Source organism: Clostridium oryzae, assembly GCF_002029235.1.
GTDB lineage: Bacteria > Bacillota > Clostridia > Clostridiales > Clostridiaceae > Clostridium_AE > Clostridium_AE oryzae.
The window spans coordinates 12363-26392 of record NZ_MZGV01000035.1 but is presented as its reverse complement, the minus strand read 5'-3'; the positions used below and the strand labels follow the sequence as shown (position 1 = coordinate 26392).

Here is a 14030-nt window from a genome sequence, read left to right as displayed (position 1 = left end):
CTGCTTATTTATAATTTATTTTCCTAGACTTTTCATAACCTTAACATCATCATCTTGACATTGACCATTGCCGTATCTTGCTTTTTCGTATATTTCTGTTATTTTTTCATAATCTCTTCCAGTCTTCTGCTCTATGCCCTCCCTTATTTCAAAAGGCGTATCATTGTTTTCTATACGCAAACCAACTCTCATATACTTTTTCATATGTTTATAATAAATTTTTCTGATTCGCTTATTATTTGTGTTATCAAAAATATTAATTGTATTTTTTCTAAGCTTTAGAAGTTGTTTATTAATTGCTTCTTTTACATCTTTCGTTCCGATAATAATTTCCTTCTTTTCATCTGATACCCTTGTTCTTGCTCCAAAAATATTATATAGTTCTCTTAACTTTAAGAATAAAAGCCATATAAAGTACAACATCAATAGAAATATCATAACTCCTATTCCTATTCCTATAATCTTCAAAATAAAATTCAAAATAGGATTTTCTTTATATTTTTTATTCATATTGAACATATTTTTCTTATTCTGCTTTGCCTCTGTTTGGGGTTTACTTACGATTTTAGGTTTATGAGTAGTAGTTTTCCTATCTAAAGTAAAGATTGAAACTATCTTATTTTGTATTGTATCCATTACAGAATAAAGACCGCTTTGCGAAAAAAATATATGAGCGCCTAGCATTACAGTCAAAATAATAACTGTTGTAAGCAGCTTTGCCATATTTATTTTGTCTTTAAACCTTCCTAGATAAGTGCCTTCCCACTTCATTAGGTTATCAGTTCTTATGGCATTAAGATATATAAGCATAAATATAATATTATTGAGTGCAGCTGCAGTAATATAGGTTTTCATATAAGTTTTTTTAAGTCCAAAAATTACGAATGTAGCTATAACAAATATGCAAATATTGAATATTACATATGAAAACCTCCTAAACTCAGGAACTTCTTTATATCTTTCCCTCATACACATAATAAATCTGATTAAAAGCAGTATTCCGTATATTATCTTTTCGTAAATATTAGGGAATGCAGCTACAGTTGCCAAAATAATACCAAAGTTTCCCAAAATATATAATATAAGATTTTTTGAGTATCTTTTTAATATAGTTTCAGCAATAAAAGGAATAGTAATAAAAAAGCCAAAGTAAAATCTATATTGAGCAAATAAATCTATTATAATAGCCGCCGGTGAAAAGAAAAGAAAAAAATCCACCCAAGTTTCCATCAACTCTACATATAACTTTTTACTGCTGCTAACATTCATCCAGCTTTCATTTATAGCTACTATTTTTATTTCACTACTCATGCCACAGCCTCCCATATGTGAAAATCATTGTGCTCATCTAGTTCGATAACATCACTCTTGAGTTTCACAAACACCCACTTAATATCAAATCCTATATTTCTGTACATTTCAACCACAGCCTTTAAGTCTTTAGAGTAATAATGTGAAATAAATATATATACCTTATCTTTATTACTGTTAATAAACTCATGCTCAAAAATCTCATTTATATCTTTGCAGCATGCATTTTCATCAATTCTAGCTAAAGCTTCATAGATATTAAAAAGATGATTTATATTATTACCGCTATCTATGTTTGCATACTCTTTACTTAAAATATCCTGACCATTAGTAACAAATTCTACGTTCATACCTTCTTCTATATATTTTGAACTAAAGGAAGCAGCTAATCTTATACTATCTTCTATTATCTGTGAGGAATCCCATACATTATACTTCTCCATATCTAAGATTATCTTCAGTCTTCCACTGCTAGTATAATCAAATTCGTTTACTTTCAACTGTCCTGTCCTAGCCGTAGCATTCCAATTAATTTTTTTCATGCTGTCAAACATATAATAATCTCTTATTCCCCTCAAATAAAAAGGATCCTCGATATAGTGTCTTTTACTTACTACCTCACCATTGAGTTTATTGAATACTATATTTATAATATCTATATTTATAAGCTTAGGGTATACATATAAACTTATATTGCAGTCTTCACTAGTCATTATTCTATATTTTGAAAAAAAGTCTCCACTACTGAGTTCAAAGTCTTTTATCTCATAAAATCCACGTTTTGCAGCTACAACTTTATATTTTCTCGTAACCTTTTCAAAAGACATAATGAAGAATAGATCCTTTCTGAAATTGTCCTGAGAACCTGCATTATCTCCATCTTCCAAAAAATGTATATACCTAGATATATAAAATTTCAAGCAAAGCCACCAAAGAGGAGTAAACTTTCTATTAGTTATTTCAACACTTAATTCAAGTTCTTCACCTTCAAATACACTTTGTTTATTAAATTTCATTGTTGTATAAAGTTTCTGAAAGCATCTTTTTAGATATACTCTTTCTTGAAACACATATATAGCTAAAGCCATTAAAAAAATTAAAATAATTCTCATAACATTCACCTAGATATATCAATTATTTTTATTCCAATTTTCAACAGGTACATTAACTGATTCGATTATGTTTTTCATTATGTCCTCTGAAGATAGTCTCTTAACTCTCATTGAGTCCTTTACAATAATTCTATGGCTTAGTACAAAAGGACTCATATATTTTACATCTTCAGGAGTAACATAATCCCTTCCATTTATCGCAGCATAGCTTTGACATGCTTTAAGGAGAGCTAAACTTCCTCTTGGGCTAACCCCTAAAACAAGTTCTTCTCTACTGTGTGTAGCTTCTACTATCTTAAGCATATACTCCATTATTTCATCACTTACATGAACTTTTTTAAATTCTTTAGACGCTTCAATTATTTCATCTTTTGTACATACTTCAAATATTTTTTCTATCGGATTATCTAGAATAAATCTTTTAAAAATTTCTTTTCCTTCTGAAACAGATGGATATCCCATGCTAAGCTTTACAAAGAACCTGTCTAACTGAGCTTCTGGCAGCATAAAAGTGCCTTGTGTTTCCACAGGATTTTCAGTAGCTATTACTATAAAAGGCTTGTTTAATTCATATGTAGTACCATCTATGCTTATCTGCTTTTCTTCCATACACTCCAATAAAGCAGATTGTGTTCTTGGAGTCGCTCTATTAATTTCATCTGCCAGAAGTATGTTAGTAAAAATCGGTCCCCTTCTAACTACAAACTCACCGAGCTTCTGGTTATAATAATTAATTCCAGTTAAATCACTTGGCAAGAGATCCGGAGTAAACTGTATTCTCTTAAAATCTCCTCCGATAGACTTAGCAAATGATTTAGCCATCATAGTCTTTCCCGTACCTGGAACATCCTCTAAAAGTACATGACCTCCGGCAATAATACTAGTCATAATAATATCTATAATTCCTTCTTTTCCTATTATTATTTTAGATACGTTATCTCTTACTTTTTCTGATAAAGCCTTGATTTTTTCCATTGACATAAATACACCTCTATCCACCATTCAAAGTTTGGTATAATTAAGAATTAAAACCATTACATTAGAATTATATCATACTAGAAACATAAAAAGAATGAAGCTGCCATGCAGCTTCAAAAATATTTCAATCTTCTATATAATTAGTTATATAATTTGTAAAATCTTTAATATGTACTAATACTTAAGCTATAACCTCTTCTTAGCCGTTAAATTATAAAAATTTTTTTACTGCTCTCGGGTTGTATTTATAGCACAGCTCAATAAACTTTTCATCTGGAACAAATATAATCTGAGTTCTTTCTGTTCCTCCAGTCACGATTGCTGTATATTGCTTTGCTTCAGATGTTGAAGGATACAATTTAAGAACTTTTTCAGGTTTTCCAGAAAAATCTTTTACAGCATCACTATCACTAGGTGCTAATAATTCAATATGCTTTACATCTATTGTAAGTACTCTCTTTCTACTCCTCATTTCAACAATTTTATCAAAATCTATTTCTCCGTTTGTAAAATCGTATTCATACTCAACGTAAAAATTTCTCTTTAAAAAGAAAAGTCCAACAGCAATAGCTACGAATAAAACAGCCGGAATAAGTTGAGCAGCTCCAAACATTAATAAACCAAAAACTCCTACCACATAGGTTGCTCCATTAACAAACTGATATAAACCCGTTTTCTTAGTACGAACCAGTTGTTCATAAAAATTATCCAAAAAAATCACCTTACCTTTCAGTTAAAATATATTATAGCTATAATTAAATATATTATAAATTAAATGAGTGCTTTAAATAAAAATACTCATTTAGTTCACAATGTATTTGCAAACAGTTGAAACAATTTATTTATGTAGTATAATTATGTTTATTTCCTATATATTATATCAAACTAATATTGCGTTCGTCAAAATATAAAGTAACGGGGGTTAATACTGCTATGGAAGAAATTGAAACTAGAATATTGGATATAGATGTTGATTCTATAAGGAACAAGCTTATCGCACTAAACGCTGTAAAGGTAAAAAGCGAACAGCAGATAAATAAAATTTTTGATTTTCCCGATAGAGTATTGTTAAATAAAAAAGGTTATGGAAGAATCAGAACTGTAAATGATCTTCTAAATAATAAAATTGTATATTATATGACTACAAAAAAGATGTTAAGTCAAGAAAAATATAAAGTCATGGAAGAAAATGAAACCATAATAGAATCAGGTGCTGCTGGTGAAAAAATATTCTTAAGTCTAGGTCTTATAGAAGTAGAATGTATAAAAAAATATAGAGAAAGTTATAAATATAAGAATTCATTGATTGAAATTGATATTAATGACAAGAATTTCTGCCCTTTCCCTTACATCGAAATAGAAACTGCTTTCGAGAATGAGCTAATAGAAATAGTTGAACTGCTAGGATATACACTCAAAGATACAACATCAAAAACAATTTATGAGATACTAGAAGAAAGAGGAATACTACCTGAAAAGGAAAAAAAATAAAAAAAATGTTGACACAAACTTTAAACATGGTATAATAGTTTCTGTCAGCGATGCCCAATAGCCAAATGGTAAGGCACCTGCCTCTGGAGCAGGCACTGTGTTGGTTCGAATCCAGCTTGGGCAGCTAAGAAAAGACTTGAGATTTTCTCAAGTCTTTTTTAAGTTTTAAGGAATTTATTGATATTTAAAAACCCTTCCTTATGTGTACATTTTTAGCCATATTCTTCTTTTTAGTATAAATATATTAATTTATTAAGTAAATAAGGTTGACATAATCTTTAAACATGATATAATATTTTTTGTCGGCAATGCCCAATAGCCAAATGGTAAGGCACCTGCCTCTGGAGCAGGCACTGTGTTGGTTCGAATCCAGCTTGGGCAGCTAAGAAAAAGACTTGAGATTTTCTCAAGTCTTTTTTATTGTCTGGGATTAGGTTATCAGCAAATGATCACAACTTATTTAAATATACCTAGAAATCCTGTAGCAAGTACTACTACAGCAAATATGATTCTATAAAAAGCAAATACTTTCATAGGTTTTTTCTTTAAATAAGAAATGAATTTGTCAATCACCATTAATGCAACTATAAATGATACAACAAATCCAACAGTCAATGATATTATCTCTGCCGTTGTCAGGCTCATAAGGCCACCTATTTTCAATATTTTCAGTAAACTCATTCCTAACATAACTGGTATTGCTAAAAAGAAAGAGAATTCTGCTGCCGCTACGGTTGAAAGTCCAGAAACCCATCCTCCTATAATGGTAGATGCAGACCTTGACATTCCCGGCATAATAGAAAGGCATTGAAATATACCTACGATTACTGCTTGTTTTGCAGTTACATTAATATTACTAGTTTTATTATTATTTCTATATCTATTTTCAGCATATAACATCCATATAGCACCAATAAATAACATGATAGCCACAGATATATAATTAAATAGATATTTGTCCGCTAAGTCACCAAACGGAATCTCAATAAGTGCTCCTGGGATACAGGCTAATACAATAACAAGCCAGAATCTCAATCCGGATTCTCCATAACTTACTTTCTTTGAAGGAAACAAATTTATCAAGGTATCCTTTATTTTATTCCAATATAATACTATTACTGCCAAAATAGCACCCAATTGAATAACATATGTATACATTTCAACATAGTTTTTGCTAACAGATTTAAAATGCAGCAAGTTTTCAAAGATAACAAGATGTCCAGTAGATGATACTGGCAAAAACTCTGTTATTCCCTCCACAATTCCTAGTATAACAGATTTAATAGCTAACGTTAAAATGTCCATTATCCACCATCCTTTATATTTTTACATCACGAATTAAATGAGTGATTTATATACTTATTATCAAACGCTCATTTGCTTCACAACATACTTATATAAGTTGTGAAAGTTCTAATACATTCTGACTTCTAAAAGATCCTAGGGTCGAACCGATTCAGCAGTGATATTTTAGAAGCCATGATGTAAGAACTTTATTACAACTTATATATATTACTTTATTATTATATTTTGAAATATAAACATTAGCAATAATTACTTTATTACAATTTTATTACAACTTTCTTACAAAGCAAAGCTCCTATGCATGTTATCCCGTTATTACCATAAAATTATATTGCATTTACTATAAAAAAAGTATATAAATATATTACCAACATTTTTTGATATTGAAATATATAAGGAGTGATTTTTTGTCAAATATATTTGTAAGTAATGAAGCCTATGCAGAGTTTAAAGCTTTTTTAGATGCCAATAATGTGACAGACTATAACATAAGAATAAATTATGCTGGCACAAACTGTGCAGGTGCTGTTTTTAATATTTTTGTAGATTCGGCTAAATCAGATGATGTGGTTGAACAAGTAAATGACATCAATTTTATCATTGCACCCGATCTGCTTACGGAATTCGGCGGATTTATAATGAAATCTTCGGAAGAAAATGACGGACGTGGATTATCTTTGAGGCCTGTAATTGATGAAGGCGGAAACTGCGGTACTTGTGGTGGCTGCCATTAATCAGTTAATCAATTATAGTTAAGAGGCGTGTACTCGTAGGCAGTTAAAAAATACCGCCTACGAGTACACGCCTTTTTATCATTTATTAGAATATTTCTCTACTGCTTCAAAACTCATCTCCATTAAATTGCTTAGTTCTGAAACCTCTCCTTCTTCAATAAGTCTATTCAACGAACTCTGAAAATTAGTGGATTCTACTATTCTGCCTAAAGAAGATAATATCAATATGTTACTCATAATTTTAGAAACCATATCGGATTTTACTTCAAATAATTTCTGTGCATCTTTTATCTCATCTTTTATCTCAAGCATCTGTTCATCTAATTGAAAAGCTGCATCTGCTGCTGATTTCAGTTTGAATTTAATATTTTCAGGAATATTATGTTTATATTTATAATTTAATGAATGTTCAATTGTTGCCCAAAAATTCATAGAAAGTGTTCTTATTTGTACTTCAGCCAAAATTTGTTGAGGACCTTCAGCCATATTTACAGTATATCTTATTATCATATGATAACTTCTGTACCCACTTGGCTTAACATTAGTGACATAATTTTTTTCATAAAGGACTTCCATATCATCTCGTTTTTTTATAATTTCAGCGACTTTTTTTATATCATCTACAAACTGACACATTATTCTTATCCCTGTAATATCTTCCATATCCTGAATGCTATCCATAGGAATATCAAGTTTTTTCGCTTTTTCTAATATTGAGGCAACTTCTTTAACTCTTCCAGTAACAAATTCTATTGGAGAGTATTCATTTTTTCTTCTATATTCTTTCCTTATACCTTTAAATTTGCACTTTAACTCTTCAACTGCTTGATCGTAAGGAGTCAAAAATGTTTTCCATTCTTTTATAGCCATACTACCATCCCTTTTAAGTTTGTTTATTGATAAACGAAACTACATATAAGAATAATTTCACACATCGAAAAACGAATGCTTAATAAGTTCCAGCATTCAAAAATTATTAGTATAAATTGTTTATCAATAATTATATAATTCGTACACAAACAGCCAACAACTATATACCCCTCATATATCTTAATTTTACTATTATATCTTTATGCTTTGTGGGTTTACATTAAGTTGGTTGTCCTTACTATGTGAAGTCAATCATCCATATATATTATAGCAGATTTTATTCAATACAGTAAATTATGCTTGAAAACTTATATTATTTTAATAGAGAAACTTTATTTTCCACAAAAGTACTAAGTATTTTTCAATTCATAATATTCCATATTCACAAATACTGCTTCAGCAACTTATCAGAATTTATAAATATTAATCTACACAGTTATGTGTGAATCGATATGCAATAAAGGATTCTCAAAAAATAATGTAGAAATTAGCACTTTTATATATGGATAATATAGAATGGATTGTCATAAGTTTGATTTTTTAGACAAATAATTATATAATAATAATAGATTATTTTATATAGGATTTTTGACGCAACCGATAGTTTGTACATCGCTATTGTTTTTATCTGTAAATTATGATATATGTATAAATTAAGTTTGATACAAAAGCCTATAAGTTGTGAGGTGTTGGCGTGGATACTAATCAAAATTCTTCTAATAGTGATATTTTTTCCGGTATAGAAAAACTAGGCTTCAATATTAACACGAGTAGCTTATATGAAGAAAAATCCGATCAAACTAAAGATGAAACTAAAGCTAAAAATGAAGAAGTTGACGAAGCTTCTCTGCTTTATGATAAAGAACAAAAATGTCCTGCCTGTGAATCATATTTTAAGGTTAGGTCAGTAAAAACTAATGCTCCTAGGCTTGTAAGCCGTGATAGCGATTTCTTTATTCATTATTCAAATATAAATCCATATTTTTATGATGTTTATATTTGTCCAAACTGTGGTTATGCATCGCTGAAAAGAGACTTTGAAAAACTTAGACAACATCAGATTGAAAAGATAAAATCTGACATAACTCCAAAATGGAAAAAGAAATATTACGGTATAACTTATGATGTAGATGTAGCTATTGAAAGGTATAAATTAGCCCTTCTGAATTATTTTGTGATTGAATCCAAAGATAGCAGCAAGGCTATGTCCTGTTTAAAGTTAGCTTGGATGTATCGATTAAAAAACGATCAGCAAAACGAATCTCTATTTCTATCACAAGCTTTAGAAGGATTTAATCGTGCCTTTTTCTCAGAAGATTTCCCTATATACGGTATGGACAGATATACTGTTATGTACCTCATAGGAGAGCTATATAAAAGAACAGGAGATTTTGATAATGCCATGAAATGGTTTAGTAAAGTTCTTACTACGCCATCTGTTTCTGAAAGATTAAAAGATTTAACAAGAGATCAGAAAGACTACATAAACGAAATAGAAGCCTCTCAGGCAAAAGCTTCATCAGCAGATACAGATGATATTACGGCTAATACAGAAAAAGAAAATACTGATACTAAAAAAAGAGGTTTCTTTAGTTCCTTATTTAAAAAATAAAAAATCGGCAATTGCCGATTTTTATTTTTTAATATTTTTTTAGATATTTACGGCTGAAATAAGCTCTGAAGTTATATCTTTAATATCATCACAATATACGTACCGGTTTAAAATTAAGATAATCACAAGAAGTCAAAACATACTCTACACCATCACTAATACCATGAAATAAACTACTATTAAAGGGTCCGTGAAGATGTCCGTATAATACTTTTTCTATATTATATTTCTTAAATATTTCAGTAAAACCAGAAGGCTCAAATTTATCATTTACTGGCGGATAATGCAGCATTACTACAATTTTAGTATAGCCAGCTTTTATAGCTGCTTCCACCGATAATGTAAGCCTAATCAGTTCTCTTTTATATATCTTTTCGTCACTTTCAGTAAAACTTTCTAATCCTGGACAAATCCAACCTCTAGTTCCGCAAATAGCATAGTCATTATACACGTAGTAGTTATTTTGTAAAAATCTTGTATTTTCAAATAAGTTGTTTAATTTAGAGATGCTCCCCCACCAGTAATCATGATTACCTTTAGATATAATCTTTTTACCCGGAAGCTCATCTATCCATTTAAGATCGACCATCGCCTGATCCATATCAATTGCCCACGATATGTCACCACATATAAGTATCATATCATCTTCATTTATCATAGTTTTCCAATTATTTTTTATTCTCTCATAGTGCATATTCCAGCTATCGCCAAAAACATCCATAGGCTTTTCGGAACTAAAGGAAAGATGCAAATCTGAAATAGAATATACTGCCACGTTCTATCTTCCTTTCGTTAACTTATCCATGTCTACTACATAAGCAATTATCTGAGCTACTACTTCATATAATTCAGTAGGGATACTTTCTCCTACGTCTACTTTTGTAAGTAAATCTGCCAGTTCCTTATTTTCAACTATAGGAACATCATTTTCCATAGCTTTATTTATAATGTTGTCTGCTATTGCACCTATCCCTGCCGCTGTAACTATTGGTGCTTCGTAATTAAGCTCATACTTTAAAGCTGCTGCCCTTTTCCTATTTGCCATATTATCACCTATACTCTAACATTTATACTGCTGTTTTTGCCCTCTGAGAAAAATTCTCTGCAATTGGCTATGTTCATTTCTTTCTCACGTTCATTAACAACTATAGAAATTGCATAAATACTTCCTGATAATGTACTAGCCAATTTATTCTTCGACATATCAAATACCTTAACCCATTTTGGATCGCATTTAAGCTCTATGTTCATATTAGAATCCTTGACATTTACATAAGCATCAACAACCCCCATATTTACCGTTGCCACACTTAATGCAATTTTAACATTTGTACTATCTATCTTCTTACCTTTTTTTCTATCATCTTTTATGATGAGTTTGCAGGAATAATCATCCTCATTGAATTTAAGCGGCACATCCATATAGTAATATTTATCAGATAAGTCGTTAAATAATTTCAAATCGTTTGCGTTATCTTTTAACATATTTACTATGCTGTCTGAATTTAAGCTTTTAGAATCATCGTATCTTTTTAGTAACTCACTAATAATCTGCTTAACAGAATTATTCTTTTCGCTAACCTCTTTTAATACATCATTAGCCGTTATCTGAGCTAAATTAGCTTTTACCTGGTTCTTAATATTTTTACTTTCAGATAAAGCATTCTTCTCATAAGGCTGTGCTAATATTTTTATAATATCTCTTAAATCCTGATCCTTTATATTAGTTACATTTTTAAAATCATTTCTTATTATGTTCTCTAATTTGCTATGCAGCTCTTTATTTTGAGAAACATCTACCTTATTATTAGAGCCTGTGTTTTCTTTAATATATTGCTTAACTGTATTATCAAGTTTTTCAGCTAAATTATCATTCTTCTTTAACAATAACTTAATAGTATCTTTTTCTACATTTTGTGTAGAAGTATTGGCATTTTTATTATCAATACTGCTTTGAGGATTAGTTTTGCTTACCGAAGCCTTATCACTGTTTATATTATCACTAATTACCTCTGCTAATTTATTATATAAAGTCTCTTCTCTATTTATTTCTTTAATTATAGACTTATTATTTACAAAATTATCTTCTGTTATCTTACCGTCCATCGTATTCTTTACAACATCAACTTCTGATTTTTCATTAATCGTATTATTTTGTACATTAATATTAATGTCATTCTTCAAATTATTAGCGTTAATATCTTTCTCTACAATATCATTGTTATTTATATCAGCACTTGAATTGCTTAGTTGCTCAGTAAACTGTTTTATCAATTCCTGTTCATTCACATTTATATTATCTGCTGCATTTAAATTTACAGTCCCATTATTACTCTGCTTTGAATTTTCATTCAAAGATTGTTTCAAATTTTCAAGAATATTATATACTCTTTGATCACCTTTTATTACGTTATTATAACTTTTAATGTTTTCAGGTGTAATATCAATATTATTTTCCTGCAAAGTCAATAGATCATCTAATGACAGTGTATTCAGTGCTTTAAAAAATTTATTTAAACTCTCTTCAATACTTGCTCCTTCTTCACTGGTTGGCAGAATTCCTCTAGAAGCCATATACTTGCTTATGAAGTCCTTAGCTTCACTGCTATCACCTTTAAGCTTGTCTATAAATTCCACAAGTGTTTTAATCTTAGAAATATTCTCTCTGGTAAGTGGTATTGAGAACTGAGCCATTTTTTGAAGTAATGGAACACTGTTTTTATCTAAGCCATTCTGCTTAAGTATATTCTCTAGAAATTTCTCACTGTCAGTACTGTTTTCCTGCTTAGATGATTCTATTTTTAATTTTAATTTTCCATCCTCATAACCAACTACTTGAAATTTTACATATTTATCTGGGATTTGATCTATGTTATCGTCAATCTGAGCCGAAAATTGCCACCCATCACTAGTTCTTACTGTAGCTCCTTTTCCGTTTTCATCTTTTGATACAATCTTACCCGAAAAACTGTCACCTATATCAAAACTTATTTTGCTTGAAACCTTTTTCGGAACATTATTTACTCCATTCAGATTCTGTATTGCAGCCACTGAATCACCTCTTTCCGTTTTTATATATACTTTATAGTTATATATCGTAGTTATTTTCTATTTATAAAGCGCTTTTCCATATTTAATACGCCTAATATATTCACAAATTAAAAAAGCCATATATTTAAAGAAATCCAGTGTACAAATAGATAACGAATTAACGCACTGAAATAATTATCAAGTGTTCACTGACTTTCTAGCAATCTTTTTACAGCTCGCCAGTCGGATAGTTAAATTCGTTACCTGCAATTGCATACTGGAAATCTAAATTATCTAAATTATTTAATTACAATTTTGTTGTAATTTTTCTTTCCTCTTCTTATTAGAACAAATCCCTGCTTAAAGTCCTGTTCAGAAAGAGTTCTGCCTATATCTGAAACCTTCTCATCATTAATCGATAAACCGTTCTGAGAAATAAGCCTTCTTGCCTCGCCTTTAGACGGAAGTATCTTTGTAGCCACAAGCACATCGATAAGACTTGAACCAATCATATCCTTATCAATACTGCTAGTTGGTACTCCTTCCATGTTTCCACCGCCGCTAAATAGAGCTTCAGCTGCCTTTTTAGCTTTATCAGCTTCTTCTTCTCCATGAATAAGCTTAGTAACTTCATAAGCCAGTACTGTTTTTGCCTCATTTATTCCTGAGCCTTCAAGCCTTCCAAGCCTTCTTACCTCTTCCATAGGTAAAAATGTAAGCAGTGATAAACATTTCTCTACATCTGCATCGTCAACATTTCTCCAATATTGATAAAAATCATAAGGCGATGTCTTTTTGCTGTCAAGCCAAACAGCTCCGTTAACAGATTTACCCATTTTCTTACCTTCACTATTAGTAAGCAATGTAAACGTCATACCATAGGCAGGTTTCTGCTCTTTTCTTCTTATAAGATCTACACCAGCAAGAATATTAGACCATTGGTCATCTCCTCCGAGCTCTAGTGAACAATCATACTTTCTATTTAACTCAAGAAAATCATAGCCCTGCATCAGCATATAGTTAAATTCAAGAAACGAAAGTCCTTTTTCTAGTCTCTGCTTAAAACACTCAGCTGTAAGCATTTTATTTACAGAAAAATGTACTCCTATCTCTCTTATAAACTTTATATAATTTAAATTTAAAAGCCAGTCTCCATTATTGGCTATAATTGCTTTACCATTGCTAAAATCAATAAATCTTGACATTTGATCCTTAAAGCACTGAATATTATGGGCAATTTCCTCATCAGTCATCATTTTTCTCATATCAGTTCTTCCTGTTGGATCACCTACCATTGCTGTACCTCCTCCAATAAGAGCTATAGGTCTGTGTCCAGCTTTTTGCATATGAGACATTACCATAAGCTGAAGAAAATGTCCAACATGTAGACTATCCGCCGTAGGATCAAACCCTATGTAAAAAGTAACCTTTTCCTTCTCTAATATTTCTCTAATCTCTGATTCATGTGTTAATTGTTTAATATATCCTCTTTCGAGCAAAACATCATAAACGCTCACGTATAAAACCTCCATATTTGCTATATAGCTTTTACTTAAATTATCCACTAAATAAGTATACAGTCAATTA

At 30.4% G+C, this 14030-nt stretch carries 13 protein-coding genes and 2 tRNA genes; 5 read left to right on the top strand and 10 right to left on the bottom strand.

Annotated features, from left to right (window positions below; genetic code table 11):
• Nucleotides 1–15: 15 nt before the first annotated feature.
• The 4 genes from CLORY_RS14835 to CLORY_RS14820 all read right to left on the bottom strand — a co-directional run bounded on the left by CLORY_RS14835 (nucleotide 16) and on the right by CLORY_RS14820 (nucleotide 4113).
• The gene (locus tag CLORY_RS14835; protein ID WP_079425821.1) at nucleotides 16–1311 is read right to left on the bottom strand and encodes a hypothetical protein; all 1296 of its coding nucleotides are present in this window, start codon (nucleotides 1309–1311) and stop codon (nucleotides 16–18) included.
• Nucleotides 1308–2423: a DUF58 domain-containing protein gene (locus CLORY_RS14830; protein WP_079425819.1), complete on the bottom strand. Its 1116-nt coding sequence runs from the start codon at nucleotides 2421–2423 to the stop codon at nucleotides 1308–1310. Before CLORY_RS14830 ends, CLORY_RS14835 begins: the two co-directional genes overlap by 4 nt.
• An 18-nt stretch (nucleotides 2424–2441) precedes the next feature.
• Nucleotides 2442–3404: an AAA family ATPase gene (locus tag CLORY_RS14825; RefSeq protein ID WP_139376053.1), complete on the bottom strand. Its 963-nt coding sequence runs from the start codon at nucleotides 3402–3404 to the stop codon at nucleotides 2442–2444.
• A 208-nt stretch (nucleotides 3405–3612) separates the two neighbouring features.
• Entirely contained in the window at nucleotides 3613–4113 is a 501-nt protein-coding gene (locus CLORY_RS14820) for a DUF6106 family protein (RefSeq protein WP_079425817.1), read from the bottom strand.
• Between the two features lie 221 nt (nucleotides 4114–4334).
• Here CLORY_RS14820 and CLORY_RS14815 point away from each other — a divergent pair, with 221 nt between their 5' ends.
• From CLORY_RS14815 to CLORY_RS14805, 3 genes are all read left to right on the top strand, one after another.
• Nucleotides 4335–4892, top strand: a complete 558-nt coding sequence (locus CLORY_RS14815; protein ID WP_079425815.1) for a class IV adenylate cyclase — start codon at nucleotides 4335–4337, stop codon at nucleotides 4890–4892.
• Between the two features lie 51 nt (nucleotides 4893–4943).
• A tRNA-Gln gene (locus tag CLORY_RS14810) sits at nucleotides 4944–5016 on the top strand.
• Between the two features lie 185 nt (nucleotides 5017–5201).
• A tRNA-Gln gene (locus CLORY_RS14805) sits at nucleotides 5202–5274 on the top strand.
• 74 nt (nucleotides 5275–5348) lie between these two features.
• On the opposite strand, the gene CLORY_RS14800 is transcribed toward CLORY_RS14805, so the two are convergent.
• Entirely contained in the window at nucleotides 5349–6197 is an 849-nt protein-coding gene (locus CLORY_RS14800; protein WP_079425813.1) for an undecaprenyl-diphosphate phosphatase, read from the bottom strand.
• A gap of 407 nt (nucleotides 6198–6604) precedes the next feature.
• On the opposite strand from CLORY_RS14800, the gene CLORY_RS14795 reads away from it, so the two are divergent.
• Nucleotides 6605–6931 (top strand): HesB-like protein, encoded by a 327-nt coding sequence (locus CLORY_RS14795; RefSeq protein WP_079425811.1) that lies wholly within the window; start codon nucleotides 6605–6607, stop codon nucleotides 6929–6931.
• Nucleotides 6932–7009: 78 nt separating this feature from the next.
• Here CLORY_RS14795 and yjbM read toward each other — a convergent pair whose 3' ends face one another.
• Nucleotides 7010–7801 (bottom strand): GTP diphosphokinase, encoded by a 792-nt coding sequence (gene yjbM, locus CLORY_RS14790; protein ID WP_079425809.1) that lies wholly within the window; start codon nucleotides 7799–7801, stop codon nucleotides 7010–7012.
• Nucleotides 7802–8495: 694 nt separating this feature from the next.
• Between yjbM and CLORY_RS14785 the strand changes: the two genes are divergently transcribed.
• On the top strand, nucleotides 8496–9413 hold the full coding sequence (locus CLORY_RS14785) for a DUF2225 domain-containing protein (RefSeq protein ID WP_079425808.1): 918 nt from the start codon (nucleotides 8496–8498) through the stop codon (nucleotides 9411–9413).
• An 88-nt stretch (nucleotides 9414–9501) separates the two neighbouring features.
• Here the strand turns inward: CLORY_RS14785 and CLORY_RS14780 are convergent, their stop codons facing one another.
• The 4 genes from CLORY_RS14780 to tyrS form a co-directional block, all read right to left on the bottom strand.
• The gene (locus tag CLORY_RS14780; RefSeq protein WP_079425806.1) at nucleotides 9502–10188 is read right to left on the bottom strand and encodes a metallophosphoesterase; all 687 of its coding nucleotides are present in this window, start codon (nucleotides 10186–10188) and stop codon (nucleotides 9502–9504) included.
• A 3-nt stretch (nucleotides 10189–10191) separates the two neighbouring features.
• Entirely contained in the window at nucleotides 10192–10458 is a 267-nt protein-coding gene (locus CLORY_RS14775) for an EscU/YscU/HrcU family type III secretion system export apparatus switch protein (RefSeq protein ID WP_079425805.1), read from the bottom strand.
• A gap of 8 nt (nucleotides 10459–10466) precedes the next feature.
• Nucleotides 10467–12464, bottom strand: a complete 1998-nt coding sequence (locus CLORY_RS14770) for a hypothetical protein (protein ID WP_079425803.1) — start codon at nucleotides 12462–12464, stop codon at nucleotides 10467–10469.
• Nucleotides 12465–12742: 278 nt separating this feature from the next.
• Complete coding sequence (tyrS, locus tag CLORY_RS14765) at nucleotides 12743–13975, bottom strand: tyrosine--tRNA ligase (protein ID WP_079425852.1); 1233 nt, start codon at nucleotides 13973–13975, stop codon at nucleotides 12743–12745.
• Nucleotides 13976–14030: the final 55 nt, after the last annotated feature.